Below are 19,075 nucleotides of genomic sequence, written 5' to 3' on the forward strand. Positions count from 1 at the left end.
CGGCGTAGGGAGGGAATGCACATGTCAATTCGCCAACCCTGCCCACCCGGCGTCTGCGCTTGCGACCGCGAACAGCTGTTACAAGCGCCCGGCGCCGACCTGCGCATTCTCAGCCTGACGCGTCAGGAAGAAAAAAAGCTGGTCGAGCGCCTGGAAAACCTCCAGAGCCTGCAAGACCTGGAATACATGCAACAGAAGATGTTCGAACTATTGGGCATCCGCGTGCAGGTAGCGCCGGGGCACACCGAGGTCAAGAGCATGCGCGGCATTCAGATCAACATCGATGAGCAGCCCGGCCTGTGCCGCAAAACCCGCCAGGCGATTCCGGCAGCGATTCGCCGTGGCATGGAGAAGCGCCCGGAAATCGCCTACCGCCTGTTGGATGCTCACGATCTGTTTCGCGAAGGCTGACTAACCAGCCACCGTTTCGTGTGCAAACAAGCCCTGCCCTATGGCTTTCGCGGTGTGCAAGTGCGCCTGCGCAGCGCCGCTTTCCGAATCCAGCAGCAGCTTTGACGTCACCACCTGCGCCCCACAGTAATCAAAAATCCCGTAGTCGATTTGCGTGCGCATGGCCTTGGCATAACCGTGCCGATCAAACGCGCTTTCATCTGCCGCACCCAACGCCAGCAGGTGCACCTGCAAGTGCCGCAGTTTTTTCACCACCGGCGTATCGGGGCCGTAATCAATCGCCCAACCGTTGACGAACACGCGGTCAACCCAACCTTTGAGCAGCCCCGGCAGGGACCACCAATAAATCGGAAACGCCAGCACCAATGCATCGGCGCGGTCGATGCGCGCCTGCTCGGCGAGCACATCGGCGGGCGGCTCAGCGCGAGTGCGGTGTACGAGGTGGTCAGCGCCGGTATAGCGCGGATCGAAGCCTTCGGCGGCGAGGTCGGCAACCTCATAAGTGTGGCCGCCCGCCGTGAGCCCGGCCGCCACTTGCGCGGCGAGGCTATGGGTGAGGGATTGCGGGTCGTGATGGGCTACAACGATCAGTGCGTGCATGACATTGACTCCATTTCGAGCTAGGCTGGGCGCTAGCTACTTTTAGTAGGTTACGCACCTTAAGTTACTTTTGGTATATAAGCATGTCAAGCGCTGAATCCCCTGCCCCACGCCGCCGCCTGTCCCGCGAGGATCGCCTGCGCCAATTGCTCGATATGGCCTGGCAACTGGTACGCGAAGAAGGCACCGAAGCCCTGACCCTGGGCCGCCTGGCCGAGCTGGCGGGCGTTACCAAGCCGGTGGTCTACGACCATTTCGTCACCCGCGCCGGCCTGCTGGCCGCACTGTATGAGGACTTCGATAGCCGCCAGAACCAGGTGTTTGCCGATGCGCTGGACTCCAGCGCCGCGACCCTGCAGGAGCAAGCCTGGGTCATCGCGTCGTGCTACGTCGATTGCGTGTTGTTGCAAGGCCGGGAAATTCCGGGGGTGATTGCCGCCTTGAGCAGCTCGCCGGAACTGGAAACGCTGAAGCGCAAATACGAGGCGATCTTCCTGCAAAAGTGCCGCGACGCACTGGCGCCGTTCGCGCCCAACGGCACTGTTTCCCAGGCAGGCTTACGCGCCATGCTGGGTGCCGCCGAGGCCTTGTCCCAGGCGGCCGCCAGTGGTGAGATCAGCCGTGAGGAGGCGCAGCAGGAGCTGGTGGCGACGATTCTGGCAATGGTCAATCGCGGCTGCGTTTAACTAATTCTTCGCGCACAAGGAATCAAGCGCCGCGACACCCCGTGAAAGCGTAGCCCTCACAGGGTGTTGGGGGTGACCATCTCATTAACCTGTATCTGACGATACGGGCCTCTGTGCAATCAGAACGAGATCTTCTTGCTGCCGACGCCAGGCAGCAGATCACTGCCGCCCCTACGCGCCGTCAACATTTGGCTGTGCGCGCTGAGGTCCTTGGCAGACTGCTCATTGACCTCAGGCTTTTGCGCCGGATCGAATTGTTTTGCATCGCTCATTTCCAGGCTCTTCGGCCTGCCCATCATCTGAGACATCTCAAAATTGCCGTGTACAGATTTAGCGTTGAAGCCGCCAATGTGCATAGATAGAACTCCAATTCAGGTAGAAAGACTGCTGCAACTGCGTTGATCAGCGAGCCTTCTGTGGCGACAATTCCTTATTGAGTTCCAGGCTTTTCACACACGGAACTAGTTTAGAAATAAAATCATGGCCGCCATGGGTAGCGGCCTGATGTAATGCAACCAAACATTACAGCCCTATGTATAAATAAGTATCTTTAGAAATCAACGGCGAAGCGCAACGTAGGAAATGCCGATCAGAACTATCTGATACACCTCTGTAAAAACACACCAAAAACCTATGAAAAACACTATTATTCAAAAAACAGAATTGACAATCACCAGTAGGCACACATACGATTTAAACGCGTCACAAACCTTTGGAGACAACAACCCTGAGATGATATATACAATTACAGAGCCGACACTATCTTAATGCGTCAAGAGTCGGCATAACATAACCCCCCTAAACCTTAATGGACGCAGCCTCATAAATAGATTAAGCAACCTGTATCGCTTCGCGAGCGAGCACGACCTCGATAGCTTCGTAATTGAAAACAAACTTTTCTGAACTCAGATAGACATCATGAAAACGTCAAGTAAGCTTATTTGTGTGCAAGCGCTTTCCAGCCTCTCACTATGGCTTGATATTTTTTTGATTTTCACGATCCCCGTCTATTTGTGGCATGCCTCGCCTTCGTCGATAGCGCTCCTGGCTTTTTGCCTAGGTGCCCCCATGTTGTTTCTAGGCCCTATTGTCGGAACGCTGATAGATCGACATGACGCAAGGAAAACACTGGCATTTGGGGCTTTAGTCCGCACACTGTCTACTTTAGCCCTCGCAGTCTCTCCAGATCTTAAGATTTTTTTGCTTTTCGTTATCTTGAAAGGCGTATCAAACTTATTCTACTTCCCCTCAATAACCATTATGGTTCGGCAACTGATAGTTGCTGATGAGCGCAAATCTTTTTTTAGCTACATCAGTGTATTTGACCAATCCACAAAAATACTTGCGCCGTTACTAGCAGGTATATTGACGATAATATTATCACCAAAGGACTTATTCTTTTTATCAGCCGCTGCCGTTCTTTTGACCTTTCCACTCCTGAGGTCTATCTGCAGGGTCTTCCAACCGAAAATCATCGACGCCTCCACGAACCCCCTTCCACTCTATCGTGACATAGCAAGAGGAATTGCAATATTCAATACCTTACCCTTTCAGCTACGCATCGGCTTTTTGTACTCCCTACTCACTTCACTTGCTTTAGGAATCTACGACCCGCATTTGGCATCCTTCTTAGCCTACGAAGGTTTACCTTCAGTTAATTTCTCAGTCATCGTCTCCGCAACAGCGGCTGGCGCGATAGGCGCCGCACTGCTGGTAAAATTCAAGTTCAGCCATATCGATGAACTGCTACTCCGGACACATGCACTGGTTGTTTTCTCCGCCGCATTAATCCTGACCGCGACCTTAGTATTTTTCCAAGTACCTGGAAGAGCCTATATCTATCCACTGGCTTGGTTTCTTAATGGCTTCGGCTATGAAACACTAATAATATCCTCAAATATAATCCTTCAACAATTATGCCCTCCTGACACTATCGGAAGGGTATCCATGTCTTTCAGAAGCGTCCAAATTTTATGCGTTATAATCGGACCTTCTTTAGGAACACTAATAATAATCGCAGGTGGTCGCCCAGCCCCCTTTATTGTGTCAGCCGGCATAGCATTTTTAACTGCTTCAGTGTCAATTGCCGTCTATTTATATGTGTGCAGAAAACAAGCACATACCCCGGTTAATTAGTACGATCATTCCGATTTGCTGCACCCAATAAAAAACCTCCCAAGAGAGTTTTTTTGAATTCAGTCCCGATACTCACTTACAAACAGCTGTACCTTACGCCCCAATTGATCCAAATGCCGATCCCGCTGCTTCTCGGCATCAACCATCGCGCGCTTGCCGTGTTTTTGCAGCAAGTAGGTATGAATCTGTCGCACCTCCAGCGAGCTATAGATCGCAGCCACGTCCAGCACGCCCATCAAGCCATCGGTGCCGTAATCGCGGGTGTTCATCAACACTTGGGTGCCGCGTGCGCCACGCACCTGAAAGCCGAGCGCTTGGAACGCCGGCACTTTTTCCACTGAGCAGGCCAGCTCTGCGTGGGGGTAATGCGCCAGCACCTCGCCAAGCATCGCGCGGGCCACGCCCTGGCGCCGGTGCCCGGCTTGCACCGCCATGAAGGCGATGCCACAGGCGTGCGGATCGTCCTTGACGGGCAGGTACAGGCAAAAGCCGATCACCTGTTCGTCCCGCATCGCCACCACCAGTTCAACCGCGATGCCCTTGGCGCCATTCAGCGCTTCAAGGTACAGGTGCACCTCAAAGCCGACGGCATATTGATAGATGTTGTAGAGCAGGTTGCTCGGCGGCAACGCCACACTGCTGATGTCGGTGAGGTTGTCCACCACCATCTGCAGGATCTGGCTGTTGATCGGCTCGGGGCACGCGGTGGTGTAGCGGGTAAGGCTGAACATGCAAATTCCTGGGTTTAGCGTCAAGGCAGCGGTGATTGTACCTGCTGCCCGCACACCTGGCGCAAACAGCCGCGCAACCAGCGGTGGGCCACATCGGCATCCAGGCGTGGGTGCCAGAGCATGGCCACGGTGAACGGCGGCACGACTATCGGCAGCGCGAAGCTGTACAGCCCGTCGCGCTGATGGGCGGTGTAGCGTTCGGGCACGCTGGCGATCAGGTCGGTGTCGCGGGCCAGGGCGATGGCGGTGGCAAAGCCGGCGACGATGGTGCTGATCTCCCGCGTCAGGCCCAGCGCTTGCAGGGCGTCGTCGACCTGGCCACGGTCCAGCCCACGGCGTGACACGTAGACATGCTGGCCCTGGGCAAAGCGCTCGGCGCTGACTTCACCCTGGCTCAGCGCATGGCCGCTGCGGACCACACCGATCAGTCGGTCACGGAACAGCGCCTGGGTCAGCAGTTCGGGACTGGCGCTGGCGTCGACCACGCCAATCGACAGGTCAATACTGCCCTCGCGCAGCAGCGCCGAGTCCTTGTCGCTCTTGTCGACGAAACGCAGGCGCACGCCCGGCGCTTCCTGGGCGATACGCGCGAGCAACGCCGGGCCGAGGTTTTCGACAAACTCCTCGCTCGAGCGCAGCGTGAACGTGCGTACCACCTGGCCCATGTCCAAGGTTTGCGCAGGGCGCAGCACCGCCTGGGCCTCCTGCACCAAACGGCTGACCTGTTCACGCAGTTCGACCGCCCGCGGGGTCGGCACCAGCCCGCGCCCGGCGCGCACCAGCAAGGGGTCACCGGTGGTTTCACGCAGGCGTGCCAGCGCGCGGCTCATGGCCGAAGGGCTCAGGCGCAGGCGCCTGGCGGCAGCGGCGACACTGCCCTCGCTAAGCAACGTATCCAGGGTAATGAGCAAATTCAGGTCGGGCATACGTGTTCCTTATCAGGCGTTTGATGCAGGTATTAGCTGCAACCCATGCGTCTTCCGCCATATTAGGCCACGCCGTAGAGTTGTGTCAGTTGCCTTCACTCAAGGAATCGTCCATGCACAACTCTTCACGCGCCGCGCTCGTCAGTCTGTCGCTATCCATGTTGTTGGCCGCTTTGGGCACCAGCATCGCCAATGTCGGCCTGCCCAGCCTGGCCCAGGCATTTGATGCATCCTTTCATGCCGTGCAGTGGGTGGTGCTCGCCTACCTGCTGGCGATCACGGCGGTGATTGTCGGTGCCGGCCGCCTGGGCGATCGTTGGGGGCGCCGACGCGTATTGCTCGCCGGCTTGCTGCTGTTCGCCGTGGCGTGTGCACTGTGCGCCGCAGCACCATCGCTTAAATGGCTGATTGCCGCGCGCGCCCTGCAAGGCCTGGGGGCGGCGAGCATGATGGCGATGACCCTCGGGATGGTGGGCGACACGGTCACCAAGGCGCGTACCGGGCAGGTGATGGGTTTGCTCGGAACGATGTCAGCAGTCGGCACCGCCATGGGCCCCAGTGTCGGCGGCGTGTTGCTGAGCCTGTGGGGCTGGCGCGCGTTGTTCGCGGTCGGCGTACCGTTGGGCCTGTTGGCCGCCGCCCTCGCCTTTTATTACTTACCGGCAGACCGCCAGGCCAGCGCCCGCGAATCGGCAGGTGCTTTCTGGCAGCCTTTGCAAGACCCGACGCTGCGTGCCGGGTTGGCGATGAGCGCACTGGTGGCAGCGGTGATCATGGCCACGTTCGTGGTCGGGCCGTTTTACCTCTCCCGTGGCCTGGGGCTCGACCCCGCCTGGATGGGCCTGGCCATGGCCGTCGGCCCCTGTGTTGCGGCGCTGACCGGTGTGCCGGCGGGCCGCCTCACCGATCGCCTGGGCAGCCATCGCATGAGCCTCGCGGGCTTGGGGGTGATGGCCCTGGGTGCCCTGTCGCTTTCGCTGACGGCGGGACTGCTCGCTTACCTCGGCGCCCTGATCCTGCTCACAACAGGCTACAGCCTGTTTCAAGCCGCCAATAACACCGCGGTGATGAGCGATGTCGCGCCGACACGCCGAGGAACCGTCTCTGGCCTGCTGAACCTGTCGCGCAACCTGGGACTGATTTTCGGTGCCTGGGCCCTGGGCGCGGTATTTGCCTGGGCCAGCCCCGATGTGGCCCACGCAGCGCCGCCCAGTGTTGCCAATGGCTTGCACATGACCTTCGCCATGGCGTTGGCCCTGATCGTCACCGCCAGCACGTTTGCCTGGGGCCGTAACCGCGCCACGATCTGCCCACAGAACACCCGTTGAGGCAAAAAAACAAAAAAGGCGTTGCCCCAAACCGGGTTACTTCGCGCATCATGGGCACTTTCAAGCTCAAGGGTAACGTCCATGCGCGTGCTGTCATTGATGATGGGTCTGACGACGCTGGCCGCCAATGTGGTGTTCTGCGCCAGCGCGATGGCGAATGAAGAAAGTCAGTTAGTGCAACAGATCAACGAATACCGCAGCCACGTACAACGCTGCGGCAACCAGGGTTCCCAGGAACTGCCACCGCTGGCCAGCGACACCCGACTGGTGCTGCCGGCCACCAATGTCGGCGACTTGCAGCAGGCGCTCGCGCGGGCCGCGTACCCGATGGTGAATGTGCAGGCCATCAGCCTCTCCGGCCCCAAAGACGCCGAGGCGGCGATGAAGGCCGTGCGCGAAAGCTTCTGCCGCGTGGTGCTGGACCCGCAATTTGTCGATATTGGCGTGAGCAACAGCGGCCAGGACTGGCGCATCGTGCTGGCACGCCCGCTGCTCACCAGCGGCCTTGGCGACTGGCAGACCGAGGGCAAAAAACTTCTCGATCTGGTCAACACCGCCCGTCAACAACCACGCCAATGCGGCACCCAGGCGTTTAGCGCGACCACGCCGCTGTCGTGGAATGACGACTTGGCCAGCGCCGCCAACAGCCATTCGCGCAACATGGCTAATGGCAATTTCTTCGACCACCTGGATCATGACGGCCGCACGCCTGGCGATCGTGCGGAACTGGCCGGGTACATCGCAAAAAACATCGGCGAAAACATCGCCGCCGGCCTCGACAACCCGCGCAAGGTGGTGGACGGCTGGCTCGCCAGCCCCGGGCATTGCGCCAACCTGATGAACCCGCAATTTCGTGAATTGGGTGCGGCCTACGCCATGGACCCCAAGAGTGATGCCGGCATTTATTGGACGGGGGTTCTCGGCGCGCAATAGGCGTCTTAGGCCCGACTGCAGGCCTATTCATTTGTATAGAACATCAAATTGCTATCACCTGAATAATCGTGCTGAACTGGCAGCATTCATTCCGGTCTGTTGCTTGTTAGCCTGACCGCTTCAGGCCCTCGACAGACCGTGGTAAACAAGGTGTTCTCGCAATGATGAATTGGCTGCAAAGCAGCAGCGAAATGGCTGAGCGGGTTCGCCAGCATGACTGGGCGAACACGCCACTAGGCCCGCTGGAGCAGTGGCCCGACGTGCTCAAGACCACCGTAGCGCTGTGCTTCGCATCGAGCTTTCCCCAGGCGATTGTCTGGGGGCCGCAGTTGATCACACTCTACAACGATGCATTCATTCCGATCCTGGGCACCAAGCCCGACCCGTTGGGGCGCCCGTTCAACGAGGTGTGGCATGAGGTGTGGGCGGATATCAGCCCCATCGCCGATGCCGCCTTCCAAGGCCATGCCACCTACATCGAAAATTTCCCCCTGGTGATTGAACGCGGCCCGACGCGGGAACAGGCGTACTTCACCTTTTGTTATAGCCCGATTCGCGACCCCGAGGGCAAGGTGGTCGGCATTCTCGACACCGTGTCGGAAACCACCACCACAGTATTCCTCGCCCGTCGCCTGGCGGTATTGGAAGCCATCAGCCACACGGTGGCCAATGCGGCAGATGCCGAAACCATTCTGAGCAGCACCACTCAATTGGTCGCCGAACATCTGCAGGTGAGTAACTGCGCCTACGCCGATATGGACGCCGATGAAGACGGCTTCACCATCCGTGACAATTGGACAGCCCCCGGTTCGCCCAGCATTATCGGCTGCTACAGCCTGGCGGCTTTCGGTGAAACGGCCGTCAACTGCCTGCGGGCCGGTGAGCCACTGGTGATCCATGACAACCTGCGCGAGCTGCCACCAGAAGAGTCAGCGTCCTTTCAGGCATTGGGCGTCAGCGCCACGATCTGCATGCCACTCATCAAAAATGGTCGGCTGACGGCCTTGATGGCGGTACACGATAAAGTCCCACGGCTGTGGTCGAGCTACGACCTGGCTTTGCTGCGCGAAGTCACCGAGCGCTCCTGGGCGCATATCGAGCGCGTGCGCGCCGATGCCCATGTGCGTGAAGGGCTGGCAGCCTTTGCCGAACTCAACACCACCCTGGAGCAGCGTGTCGAAGAACGCACCCTGGCGCTGGCCCAGGCCGAAGCCGCTCTGCGCCAGTCGCAGAAACTCGAAGCCATCGGCCAGTTGACGGGTGGCGTGGCCCATGACTTCAACAACCTGCTGACCATCATCCGCTCCTCGGTGGATTTTCTACGCCAGCCGGGGTTGTCCGAAGAGCGCCGCCAACGCTACATGAGCGCGGTGTCCGACACTGTCGAGCGGGCCAGCAAACTCACCAGCCAACTGCTCGCCTTTGCCCGCCGCCAACCGCTGAACCCGGAAGTTTTCGATGTGAGCCTGCGGGTCAAGAACATCGGCGAGATGCTCGAAAGCCTCACCGGTGCGCGTATCCGCGTGCAGTTGGAGTTGCCGCAGCGACCGTGCCATGTGCGCGTCGACTCCAGCCAATTTGAAACCGCCCTGATCAATATCGCGCTCAATGCCCGCGATGCCATGGAAGGTCAAGGCACCCTGACCCTGCGCGTCGCCCACATTGCCAGACTGCCGCGTATCCGTGGCGATGCCGAATCAAACCAGCCCTTTGTGAGCATTGCCTTGGCCGATACCGGCAGCGGCATTGCCGTTGACACCGTCGAGCGCATTTTCGAACCCTTCTTTACCACAAAGGCGGTGGGCAAAGGTACCGGGCTTGGCTTGTCCCAGGTGTTCGGGTTTGCCAAACAGTCCGGTGGCAACGTCGACGTCACCAGCAACCTCGGCCAGGGCAGCGTGTTTACCCTGTATCTACCCGAGGCCGAGCCTGTGGCGGTGCAGGCCTGCCCGGTCCAGGAAGATCAGAGCCCGCTGCCCGCCACTGCGGCGCGCCACATCCTGATAGTCGAAGACAACCTCGAGGTCGGCCGCTTTGCCAACCAGATCCTGCAGGACCTGGGTTACCGCACCACCTGGGCCACCCATGCCGAGCAGGCACTGGCACTGGCCGGCCCGGACGGCATGGCGTTTGACGCGATTTTCTCGGATGTGGTGATGCCAGGCATGACCGGCGTGGCCATGAGCAAACTGCTGCGCCAGCGCCGCCCCGACTTGCCGGTGGTGCTCACGTCAGGCTACAGCGAAGAACTGGCCGACAGCGGTTATGAAGGCTTCGAATTCCTCCCCAAGCCCTACTCCGCCGACCAAGTGGCGCGGGCATTGGCCAGGTCGATGCTCAAGGAGTGAGGCGCTACTGCGCGACGGCCACCTGATTACGCCCCATAGCCTTGGCGCGGTACAGCGCTTTGTCGGCGTTGTTCATCAGGCTGTGCAAGTCCTGATCAAGGCTGCGGGTAGTGGCCACACCGAGGCTGGCGGTCAAGCCCTTCACCGGTTCACAGGTCAGGCCCGAAATCGCCTGGACCAGTTGCTCGGCGATGCCTCGCGCGGTTTCCAGTGAGGTGTTGGGCAGCAACACCGCGAATTCTTCACCACCGAGCCGACCATAAACATCGGCCTGGCGAAACGACGTGCTGATCACCCCGCCAATCTGGCGCAACACCTGGTCGCCGGCCTGATGGCCGTAGGTGTCGTTGATGTCCTTAAAATGGTCCATGTCCATCATCAACGCGCTCAGCGGCTGCTGGTGGTGGTGGCAATGCGCGTACAGCAGGTGGGCCTGTTCGAAAAACGCGCGACGGTTCATCAGCCCGGTGAGCTCGTCGGTCTGGGCGGCACGCGTGGAGATATGGTGAGCACGTTCCATCTGTCGGGTCAGTCGGAAGGCTTTTTCCAGCGCATCCGAGAGCTTGCGCGTGGCACTGACCACAAAGGTCGAGAACACCAGCACCGCAATCGCCACACCTACTTGCATCGGCGCCGGCTGGAACAGCAACCACAGGGTGCACGGCAACAGCACCAGCGCCATGGAGCCCAGGGTCATATAGCGATAGGCCGAATAACAGGAAACCGCGCTCACTGACATGCCCACGGTAAACAGCATGACCAGCACCTGGGAAACACGATCATCCGTCGGCATCACGGCCAGGGCGCCGAGGCCCCAGGTGCCGGCTGACAGCATCAGCGTGACCCAATAGCGGCGTTCCCAGCGCCGGGGCGTGCGCTCGCTGTAGGGGCAGCGAAACCAGTCGGTGAACAGTTTGACGCGCACCAGCGATGTCACCGCCAGCAACCCCAGCCAGACCAGCATGACCTTGTGGTCAAACCGGCCCCAGCACAGCCAGCAGAGCATGACAGCGCCCAGGTAGCTGCCGAAAATAGCCGAGAACGATTGGCGAAACAGCTGGTGCAAACGGTCGGTTCGCACCTGCTGTTCGATGAGTTCATCCGGGTCTTGCCCACGCCCAAGGCCGTTCATGAAATGCGCCTGCTTCGACTGCCACGACAAAGGCGCCATTGTGGCACCCTGCCAGTAGTGCGGACAACAGAATCCACCACACTAGAGCCGTTACAGCGCTTGCGGGCGAAGAATCAACACGCCCAAAGGCGGCAGATTCAGCGACAGCGACACCGGCTGCCCATGGCGCGGCTCCTCTTGGGTGAGCACTTCGCCGCCGTTGCCATAATTGGAGCCGGCATAAGTGTCGGCATCACTGTTGATCACCTCGCTCCAGCGCCCGGCAAACGGTACGCCGACCGCGTAGCCCTCACGCGGCACCGGGGTGAAGTTGGCCACCACCAGCACCGGTTTGCCGTCCTTGCTCCAGCGTAGCCAGGCATAGACACTGTTGATCGCATCGTCGCCAATCAACCACTGGAACCCTTGGGGCGCATCGTCCTGCTCATGCAGCGCCGGTTCCTCGCGGTACAGGCGGTTAAGGTCACCGACCAGTTTCTGCACGCCTCGGTGTTCGGGGTATTGCAGCAAGTACCAATCCAACTGCTGATCGTGGTTCCACTCGCGCCACTGGCCGAATTCGCAGCCCATAAACAGCAGCTTCTTGCCGGGGTGCATCCACATAAAGCTCAGGTAGGCGCGCAGGTTGGCGAATTTCTGCCAGCGATCGCCGGGCATCTTGTCGATCAGTGAGTGCTTGCCGTGCACCACTTCATCGTGGGAGATCGGCAGGATAAAGCGTTCGGACCACGCATACACCAGGCCGAAACTCAGCTCATTGTGATGATGGGCGCGGTACACCGGGTCTTGCTGGATGTAGTGCAGCGAATCGTGCATCCAGCCCATGTTCCATTTGTAGTTAAAACCCAGGCCGCCCTGCTGCGTGCTCTGGCTGACGCCCGGCCAGGCTGTGGACTCTTCGGCAATCACCAGCGCGCCCGGCGCTTCCAGCGCGACCACATCATTGAGATGGCGCAGGAAGTCGATGGCCTCCAGGTTTTCGCGGCCGCCATGGCGGTTAGGCACCCACTCACCGGCTTTGCGCGAATAATCGCGATACAGCATTGAGGCCACGGCATCTACGCGCAAACCGTCGATGTGGAAGTGCTTGAGCCAATGCAACGCCGAAGCGAGCATAAAGCCGTGCACTTCAGTACGGCCCAGGTTGTAGATCAGCGTGTCCCAGTCCTGGTGGAAGCCTTCCAGCGGGTTGGCGTATTCGTACAAGGCCGTGCCGTCGAACTGGGCCAGGCCGTGGGTATCGGTGGGGAAATGCGCCGGCACCCAGTCCAGAATCACACCGATGTCGGCCTGGTGCAGGGCGTTGACGAAAAACCCGAAGTCCTCCGGCGAGCCAAAGCGTGCGCTCGGCGCAAACTGCGACAGCGCCTGGTAACCCCAGGAGCCACCGAACGGGTGCTCCATGATCGGCATCAGCTCGATATGGGTAAAGCCCAATTGCTGCACATAAGGAATCAAGCGCTCGCCCAGTTCGCGCCAGCCATATTGGCGCGACACTTCACCGGCCTCGTCGAGTTCACACTGCCAGGAACCGACATGCAGCTCATAGATGGATAATGGCGCCGAGGCCTTTTGCTTGTCGGCACGCGCCTGCATCCACTCATGGTCTTGCCAGTCCACCTGTAACGGCGCGGCGACTTTTGAGGCAGTGTCGGGCGGCAGTTGAGTAGCAAGCGCCATGGGGTCGGCCTTGAGCGGCAGAATCCCATGGGCGCCGAGAATCTCGTACTTGTAGGCCGCGCCCGTTTGCAGACGTGGGATAAAGATCTCCCACACGCCCGACGGATGCCGCAGTCGCATCGGATGGCGGCGGCCATCCCAGATATTGAAGTCACCCACCACCGATACGCGCCGCGCATTCGGCGCCCACACCGCAAAACGCACGCCTTGCACGCCGTCGACGCTGGTGACCTGCGCACCCAGGCAACTGCTGAGGTCACGGTGATTGCCTTCGGCGAACAGGTACAAATCCATCTCACCCAGCAGTAACTGGCTGAAGCTGTAAGGGTCTTCGGTGATCTGCTCGCCGCCGGCCCACTGGATCTTCAGCAGGTAGCCCTGGCGCGTGGAAAAATGCCCGACAAACAAACCCGGCACCTGGGTCGCGTCCAGGCTGCCGATGGCTTCACCGCTTTCGCGGGCCAACACCTGGACGCTCAAGGCTTCGGGCAGGAACGCGCGGATAAATTGCCCGCCCTGCTCGTCATCGTGCGGCCCCAGGATGGAAAAAGGGTCCGGGTGTTCCGCGCGCACCAGCGCTTCTACATCTTTGGGCGCCGGCATGGCGGTCAACTTCGCTTGCAGCGGTTCTCTCTGTGTAAAACTCATGACGTCTCCCCACCGCGTGCATTATTCGCTTGAGATAGCAGCCCGCTAAGTAAACCGTGCAGCCCTTGCAGGGGCACCGGCAACCAGGTCGGGCGATTTTCTGCTTCGTAAGCCACTTCGTACGCGGCCTTCTCCAGGCTGAACAACGTCAGCGCTGCGTCCTGCCCATTGGCATCCTGCCAGTCATGCGCCAGTGTAGACGTAGCCTGATGATAAGCCTGGATAAATGCCTTGCGCGCTTCACTCAGGTAACGATCAGTCACACGCTGGCGGGCGGTATCCGCTTGCGGCGAGTGATCCACACCTTGCACATTCAGGGCCATGGCGGCGGCGTAATCAAACGAGCGCAGCACGCCACTTACATCTTTATACGGGCTGTGCTTGCCGCGCCGTTCATGCAGCGGGCGCGCCGGCTCGCCTTCAAAGTCGATCAAATACGCATCGCCCTTGACCACCAGGACCTGCCCCAGGTGCAAGTCACCGTGGACCCGAATGCGCAAACCGCCGGCCGTGGCTTTCGCCAGAGCCTGGACACTGCTGGCCAGCGCTTTTTTCTGCCCCAGCATTTCACTGACCAGCGCCTGATCGGCGGGGTTCAACTGGCTTTGATGAAGTTTTAACAACTGCAGCGCGCGGTCGATCTGCGCGCCGACGTCCTTGGCCCAGGCCTGGGTGTCCTTGGCCGTGGTGGTCTCGGGCTTGAAGTCTTGGTTGGTGGTTTGTGCTGCCAGCACCCCGTGCATTTCGCCCAGGCGCTGGCCGAGTAAACCGGCAAAATCCTGCAGTTCACCCAAGGCGTTGTAATGCTGCTCCTGCTCGGAAATCGCTTGGGCCAGCTCGTCGCGAATCGCGCGCTCCAGGTTGTTCTGGGTCCAGCTCCAGGCGTCGCCCTGGTTGCTCAGGTAGCCTTGGGCAATCATCAGCAGGTTGTCCTGCCCCTGGCCATCGCGACGAATCATCGAGCCCAGCAACGGCGAAATATTCGGGTAATCGGCGGCCGTCAGGTAAGCGCTCATTTCCAGCTCCGGGTGCACCCCGGCGCTGACTTTGCGGATCAGCTTGAGCACCAGGCTCTCGCCCACCACCACCGAACTGTTGGACTGCTCGGCCGACAGGTAGCGCACCTGCGCCTCATCGGTCAGTTGCAGCGCGGCCAAGTGCGGCGTGGCTTCAAAACGCAAATCACCTTCGTGAGTAGTCAACACGGTGCCCGCCTGCAAACCCTGGATCACCGCCCGGATAAAGTGTTCCAGGCTAAAGGCATCGGTAACGAGCCCAACCTGACGCCCCCGGCGTACGCGGGCTAGCGCCAGTTGCTGGGGCAAGGCACTGGTGAACTGGTCTTCGGCTAAAAAGCCGAACGGCAATTGATAACGACTGACCTGGCCGCCGCTGGTCACCTCGACCTCACTGAGCAGCACCGGATGCTGCGGGTCGCCAAACCGCACGCCGTAGGCAATTTGCACCTGGTCGATGGCCGTGTCTTTACCGGCATACCAGCGCCGCTTGGGCAACCATGCCGGCAGCGAGGTGTGCTCCAGGGTGGTGCGGCACGGCTCGTCGAGTAACTCTTCCATGCGTTGTTTGAGCACCAGCGTGGTGAAATCCGGCATGCTCTGCGCCGGCTCCACATGCCAGCTGGGCATCTGGTTTTCGGCCGCCAGCACAAACCAATAGAAACCATACGGCGCCAAAGTCAGCAGGAAATTCAGCTGGCCGATGGGCGGGAACGCGTTACCGCCGAGCATCTCCACCGGCACCATGCCGGCGAAGGCGGATAAGTCCAGCTCGGCCGCCTGGGCGCTGCGCGACACGTTGGCCACGCACAGGATGGTTTCCGTGCGGCCATCGTCGCCGGTGAACTCACGGGTATACGCCAGGATGCGGCGGTTGCTCGGCGAGAGCATTTTCAGGCTTCCACGCCCGAAGGCCTTGGACTGCTTACGCACCGCCAACATGCGCCGGGTCCAGTTCAGCAGCGAATGCGGGTCCTGGGCCTGGGTTTCGACGTTGACCGACAGGTAGCCATATTGCGGGTCCATGATCGGCGGCAACACCAGGCTGGCCGGGTCGGCGCGCGAGAAGCCGCCGTTACGGTCGATGGACCATTGCATCGGCGTACGCACGCCGTCGCGGTCGCCCAGGTAGATGTTGTCGCCCATGCCGATTTCATCGCCGTAGTACAACGTCGGCGTGCCGGGCATCGACAGCAACAAGCTGTTGAGCAGTTCAACGCGGCGACGGTCACGCTCCATCAGCGGCGCCAGGCGCCGACGAATGCCCAGGTTAATGCGCGCACGGCGGTCGGCGGCGTAGTAGTTCCACAGGTAGTCGCGCTCTTTGTCGGTGACCATTTCAAGGGTCAGTTCATCGTGGTTGCGCAGGAAGATCGCCCACTGGCAGTTGGCGGGGATCTCCGGGGTCTGGCGCAGAATATCGGTAATCGGGAAACGATCTTCCTGGGCCAGCGCCATGTACATGCGCGGCATCAGCGGGAAGTGGAAGGCCATGTGGCATTCATCGCCGTCGTCGCCTTTTTTGTCACCAAAGTACAGCTGAGTATCTTCCGGCCACTGGTTGGCTTCGGCCAACAGCATGCGGTCGGGGTAATGCGCGTCGATCTCGGCGCGGATCTGCTTGAGCACGCCGTGGGTTTCCGGCAGGTTCTCGTTGTTGGTGCCGTCGCGTTCGATCAGGTAGGGAATGGCGTCCAGACGCAGGCCGTCGATGCCCATGTCCAACCAGTAGCGCATCACCGAGAGCACGGCTTTCATGACTTGCGGGTTATCGAAGTTCAGGTCCGGCTGGTGCGAATAGAACCGGTGCCAGAAGTACTGGCCGGCGACCGGGTCCCAGGTCCAGTTGGACTTTTCGGTGTCGAGGAAAATGATGCGGGTGCCGTCGTACTTCTGGTCGTCATCGGACCACACGTAGAAGTCCCGTGCCGCCGAGCCCGGCTTGGCCTTGCGCGCCCGCTGGAACCACGGATGCTGGTCGGAGGTGTGGTTGATCACCAGTTCAGTGATGACCCGCAGGCCCCGTTTGTGCGCCTCACTGATAAAGCGCTTGGCGTCGGCCATCGTCCCGTAGTCGCTGTGCACGCCACGGTACTCGGCGATGTCATAGCCGTCGTCGCGGCGCGGCGACGGGTAGAACGGCAGCAGCCAGATGGTGTTGACGCCCAGATCGGCGATGTAGTCGAGCTTGGCGATCAGGCCGGGAAAGTCGCCGATACCGTCATTATTGGAGTCGAAATAGGATTTGACGTGAACTTGGTAGATCACCGCGTCCTTGTACCAGAGCGGGTCTTTGATAAAAGTGGCTGGGGTGGGTTTCTTCGCCATTGGAAACTCCTGGAACACTGAAAATTGTGCAGAAGACATGCAATCAAGGTGGGAGCTGGCTTGCCTGCGATAGCGGTGGGCCAGCTAGCCTTTTCGGTGCTGACATACCGCTATCGCAGGCAAGCCAGCTCCCACCGTTGATCCCTGACAGTTAATCCCTGTCAGGCTCAGGAGACGGTGATACGCCAGATCCCGAATGGCATCTGCGGCTCGATGCGCATCCACTGGTTCTTGCCATACCAGGTCCAGCGATGGCCATTCATCAGGTCTTCGCCTTGGGTCTGGGCATCGTCCGGCAGGCCCAGCTCCCACAGGGGCAATTCGAAATGGGCCTCTTGGGCGTTAAACGGGTCAAGGTTGACCGCCACCAGGATAAAATTGCTGCCGTCATCGCTGCGCTTGCCGAAGTACAGGATGTTGTCGTTCCAGGCGTTATAGAGCTTCAAGCCCAGATGGGTGTGCAGTGCCGGGTTCTGCCGACGAATACGATTGAGCTGGGCGACCTCGGCAATGATGTTGCCGGGCGCGGTGAAGTCCCTGGGGCGGATTTCGTATTTTTCCGAGTCCAGGTATTCCTCCTTACCCGGTACCGGCGCCGCTTCGCACAGTTCAAACCCCGAATACATGCCCCACAAGCCTGAGCCCATGGTGGCCAGGGCGGCGCGGATGAGAAAGCCCGGGCGCCCGGATTCGTGCAGGAAGCCGGGGTTGATGTCCGGGGTATTGACAAAGAAATTCGGCCTGAAGCACTCGCGCCACGGCGATTCGTTCAACTGTGTGAAGTACTCGCTCAACTCGGCCTTGGTGTTACGCCAGGTGAAGTAGGTGTAGCTCTGGGAATAACCGACCTTGCCCAAGCGCGCCATCATCGCTGGCGTGGTGAAGGCTTCAGCCAGGAAGATCACCTCCGGGTGCCTGGAGCGCACGTCACTGATCAGCCATTGCCAAAACGGTAGCGGCTTGGTGTGCGGGTTATCCACGCGAAAGGTTTTCACGCCCTCTTGCACCCAACCTATAACAATGTCGCGCAACTCGGTCCACAGGCTCGGAATAGAGTCGGCGGCATAGAAATCGACGTTAACGATATCCTGGTATTTCTTCGGCGGGTTTTCGGCGTATTTGATCGTGCCGTCCGGGCGCCAGTTGAACCAGCCTGGATGCTGCTTGAGCCACGGGTGGTCCTGGGAGCACTGAATGGCAAAGTCGAGGGCGATTTCCAGGCCATGCTCGGCGGCGGCCTTGACCAGCCGGCGGAAGTCCTCGCGGCTGCCCAACTGCGGGTGGATGGCTTCATGGCCGCCCTCCTCGCTACCGATCGCATAAGGGCTGCCGGGGTCATCGGCGCCTGCGGTCAGCGAGTTATTCTTGCCCTTGCGATGGCTGCGGCCGATCGGGTGGATCGGCGGAAAATACAGCACGTCAAAGCCCATGTCATGGATCATCGACAGCCGCGCATGCACGTCATTAAAGGTGCCGTGGCGCGCCGGATCGTCGGTGACCGAGCGCGGAAACAGCTCGTACCAACTGGCAAATTGTGCGGCCTCACGCTCCACGTCGAGCGGGTATACGGTGCTGATGCTCAAGTAAGCGCGGTGGTCGGCCTGGGTCATCAAATGTGCACTGTCTTCGTGCAAGAACTGCGCGACCTGCTCGGTTTCCAGCAAGCCCGACAGCTCGTGGTGCAGCAGCATCAAGCGGTCGCGTAACTCATTGTCGCTACGCTCGGCGGCCTGCAACACCAGGCTGCGGCCTTCCTGCAGCTCAAGGCTGACCGGCACACCGGCCTCATGTTTTTTGCGCAGTTCGTAGCAGAAGCTCGCAAAGGTATCAATCCAGGCTTCGATGCAGTATTCGTGCGGGCCTTGCTGGGCCACGGTAAACGCGCCCTCCCAGCCATTGTTGCCCACATCCGTCATCACTACGCTGTGCCAGCTTTCGTCCTGCAGCGGGCGCCAGCGGATCAGCACGGCGAGCTTGTCATGGCCGTCGGCAAACACCTTGCTGGTGACGGTGACGCGCTGGCCCACCACGGCCTTCACAGCAAATTCGCCGCCATCAATGACGGGCGTAGTGCTTTCAATCGCGATCCTTGGCAACAACAAGGCCTGGGACAGCGGCAATATGGAGTCTTCTGGAGTCAGTGTTTCAGCAGTCATCGAGCATCTTCCCCTT

General features: G+C 60.0%; 14 protein-coding genes. 6 read left to right on the forward strand and 8 right to left on the reverse strand.

What is annotated here, in order from left to right:
• Window positions 1-21: 21 nt before the first annotated feature.
• On the forward strand, window positions 22-411 hold the full coding sequence (locus HBO23_RS13275; protein ID WP_017139114.1) for a hypothetical protein: 390 nt from the start codon (window positions 22-24) through the stop codon (window positions 409-411).
• Here HBO23_RS13275 and HBO23_RS13280 read toward each other — a convergent pair whose 3' ends face one another.
• The gene (locus tag HBO23_RS13280) at window positions 412-1,011 is read right to left on the reverse strand and encodes an NAD(P)H-dependent oxidoreductase (protein WP_170038396.1); all 600 of its coding nucleotides are present in this window, start codon (window positions 1,009-1,011) and stop codon (window positions 412-414) included. It lies immediately after the preceding gene.
• An 83-nt stretch (window positions 1,012-1,094) separates the two neighbouring features.
• Between HBO23_RS13280 and HBO23_RS13285 the strand changes: the two genes are divergently transcribed.
• Window positions 1,095-1,697, forward strand: coding sequence for a TetR/AcrR family transcriptional regulator (locus HBO23_RS13285; protein ID WP_170038398.1), 603 nt, complete (start codon window positions 1,095-1,097; stop codon window positions 1,695-1,697).
• Window positions 1,698-1,816: 119 nt separating this feature from the next.
• On the opposite strand, the gene HBO23_RS13290 is transcribed toward HBO23_RS13285, so the two are convergent.
• Window positions 1,817-2,053, reverse strand: a complete 237-nt coding sequence (locus tag HBO23_RS13290; protein ID WP_017139116.1) for a hypothetical protein — start codon at window positions 2,051-2,053, stop codon at window positions 1,817-1,819.
• A gap of 562 nt (window positions 2,054-2,615) precedes the next feature.
• Between HBO23_RS13290 and HBO23_RS13295 the strand changes: the two genes are divergently transcribed.
• Window positions 2,616-3,833 (forward strand): MFS transporter, encoded by a 1,218-nt coding sequence (locus tag HBO23_RS13295; protein ID WP_186354698.1) that lies wholly within the window; start codon window positions 2,616-2,618, stop codon window positions 3,831-3,833.
• Window positions 3,834-3,892: 59 nt separating this feature from the next.
• On the opposite strand, the gene HBO23_RS13300 is transcribed toward HBO23_RS13295, so the two are convergent.
• Both HBO23_RS13300 and HBO23_RS13305 read right to left on the reverse strand, forming a co-directional pair.
• Window positions 3,893-4,564 (reverse strand): GNAT family N-acetyltransferase, encoded by a 672-nt coding sequence (locus HBO23_RS13300; RefSeq protein ID WP_170038400.1) that lies wholly within the window; start codon window positions 4,562-4,564, stop codon window positions 3,893-3,895.
• 20 nt (window positions 4,565-4,584) lie between these two features.
• The gene (locus tag HBO23_RS13305; protein WP_017139119.1) at window positions 4,585-5,490 is read right to left on the reverse strand and encodes a LysR family transcriptional regulator; all 906 of its coding nucleotides are present in this window, start codon (window positions 5,488-5,490) and stop codon (window positions 4,585-4,587) included.
• 113 nt (window positions 5,491-5,603) lie between these two features.
• On the opposite strand from HBO23_RS13305, the gene HBO23_RS13310 reads away from it, so the two are divergent.
• The 3 genes from HBO23_RS13310 to HBO23_RS13320 all read left to right on the forward strand — a co-directional run bounded on the left by HBO23_RS13310 (window position 5,604) and on the right by HBO23_RS13320 (window position 10,099).
• Window positions 5,604-6,818: an MFS transporter gene (locus HBO23_RS13310; protein ID WP_170038402.1), complete on the forward strand. Its 1,215-nt coding sequence runs from the start codon at window positions 5,604-5,606 to the stop codon at window positions 6,816-6,818.
• Between the two features lie 81 nt (window positions 6,819-6,899).
• Entirely contained in the window at window positions 6,900-7,751 is an 852-nt protein-coding gene (locus tag HBO23_RS13315; RefSeq protein WP_017139121.1) for a CAP domain-containing protein, read from the forward strand.
• 161 nt (window positions 7,752-7,912) lie between these two features.
• Window positions 7,913-10,099 (forward strand): GAF domain-containing protein, encoded by a 2,187-nt coding sequence (locus HBO23_RS13320; protein ID WP_138450224.1) that lies wholly within the window; start codon window positions 7,913-7,915, stop codon window positions 10,097-10,099.
• 4 nt (window positions 10,100-10,103) lie between these two features.
• Here the strand turns inward: HBO23_RS13320 and HBO23_RS13325 are convergent, their stop codons facing one another.
• From HBO23_RS13325 to HBO23_RS13340, 4 genes are all read right to left on the reverse strand, one after another.
• Window positions 10,104-11,270 carry a diguanylate cyclase gene (locus HBO23_RS13325; protein WP_170038415.1) on the reverse strand — a complete coding sequence of 389 codons (1,167 nt, stop codon included), beginning with the start codon at window positions 11,268-11,270 and terminating at the stop codon, window positions 10,104-10,106.
• A 51-nt stretch (window positions 11,271-11,321) separates the two neighbouring features.
• Window positions 11,322-13,559 carry a 1,4-alpha-glucan branching protein GlgB gene (gene glgB / locus HBO23_RS13330; RefSeq protein ID WP_170038417.1) on the reverse strand — a complete coding sequence of 746 codons (2,238 nt, stop codon included), beginning with the start codon at window positions 13,557-13,559 and terminating at the stop codon, window positions 11,322-11,324.
• Window positions 13,556-16,903 carry a maltose alpha-D-glucosyltransferase gene (gene treS / locus HBO23_RS13335; RefSeq protein ID WP_170038419.1) on the reverse strand — a complete coding sequence of 1,116 codons (3,348 nt, stop codon included), beginning with the start codon at window positions 16,901-16,903 and terminating at the stop codon, window positions 13,556-13,558. The genes glgB and treS overlap by 4 nt, the downstream gene beginning before the upstream one ends.
• Window positions 16,904-17,070: 167 nt before the next feature.
• Window positions 17,071-19,059 (reverse strand): alpha-1,4-glucan--maltose-1-phosphate maltosyltransferase, encoded by a 1,989-nt coding sequence (locus HBO23_RS13340; protein WP_170038421.1) that lies wholly within the window; start codon window positions 19,057-19,059, stop codon window positions 17,071-17,073.
• Window positions 19,060-19,075 lie beyond the last annotated feature (16 nt).

It is taken from the genome of Pseudomonas sp. WS 5532, assembly GCF_012985445.1.
In the GTDB taxonomy this organism is placed as follows: Bacteria; Pseudomonadota; Gammaproteobacteria; order Pseudomonadales; family Pseudomonadaceae; genus Aquipseudomonas; species Aquipseudomonas edaphica.

Excerpts from the sequence above, each read along its gene's own strand:
- HBO23_RS13325 (WP_170038415.1), bottom strand. The coding sequence starts at position 11,270 with ATGGCGCCTTTGTCGTGGCAGTCGAAGCAGGCGCATTTCATGAACGGC.
- HBO23_RS13280 (WP_170038396.1), bottom strand. The coding sequence starts at position 1,011 with ATGCACGCACTGATCGTTGTAGCCCATCACGACCCGCAATCCCTCACC.
- HBO23_RS13295 (WP_186354698.1), top strand. The coding sequence starts at position 2,616 with ATGAAAACGTCAAGTAAGCTTATTTGTGTGCAAGCGCTTTCCAGCCTC.
- HBO23_RS13275 (WP_017139114.1), top strand. The coding sequence starts at position 22 with ATGTCAATTCGCCAACCCTGCCCACCCGGCGTCTGCGCTTGCGACCGC.
- HBO23_RS13320 (WP_138450224.1), top strand. The coding sequence starts at position 7,913 with ATGATGAATTGGCTGCAAAGCAGCAGCGAAATGGCTGAGCGGGTTCGC.
- HBO23_RS13305 (WP_017139119.1), bottom strand. The coding sequence starts at position 5,490 with ATGCCCGACCTGAATTTGCTCATTACCCTGGATACGTTGCTTAGCGAG.
- HBO23_RS13290 (WP_017139116.1), bottom strand. The coding sequence starts at position 2,053 with ATGCACATTGGCGGCTTCAACGCTAAATCTGTACACGGCAATTTTGAG.
- treS (WP_170038419.1), bottom strand. The coding sequence starts at position 16,903 with ATGGCGAAGAAACCCACCCCAGCCACTTTTATCAAAGACCCGCTCTGG.
- HBO23_RS13315 (WP_017139121.1), top strand. The coding sequence starts at position 6,900 with ATGCGCGTGCTGTCATTGATGATGGGTCTGACGACGCTGGCCGCCAAT.
- HBO23_RS13285 (WP_170038398.1), top strand. The coding sequence starts at position 1,095 with ATGTCAAGCGCTGAATCCCCTGCCCCACGCCGCCGCCTGTCCCGCGAG.
- HBO23_RS13310 (WP_170038402.1), top strand. The coding sequence starts at position 5,604 with ATGCACAACTCTTCACGCGCCGCGCTCGTCAGTCTGTCGCTATCCATG.
- HBO23_RS13340 (WP_170038421.1), bottom strand. The coding sequence starts at position 19,059 with ATGACTGCTGAAACACTGACTCCAGAAGACTCCATATTGCCGCTGTCC.
- HBO23_RS13300 (WP_170038400.1), bottom strand. The coding sequence starts at position 4,564 with ATGTTCAGCCTTACCCGCTACACCACCGCGTGCCCCGAGCCGATCAAC.
- glgB (WP_170038417.1), bottom strand. The coding sequence starts at position 13,559 with ATGAGTTTTACACAGAGAGAACCGCTGCAAGCGAAGTTGACCGCCATG.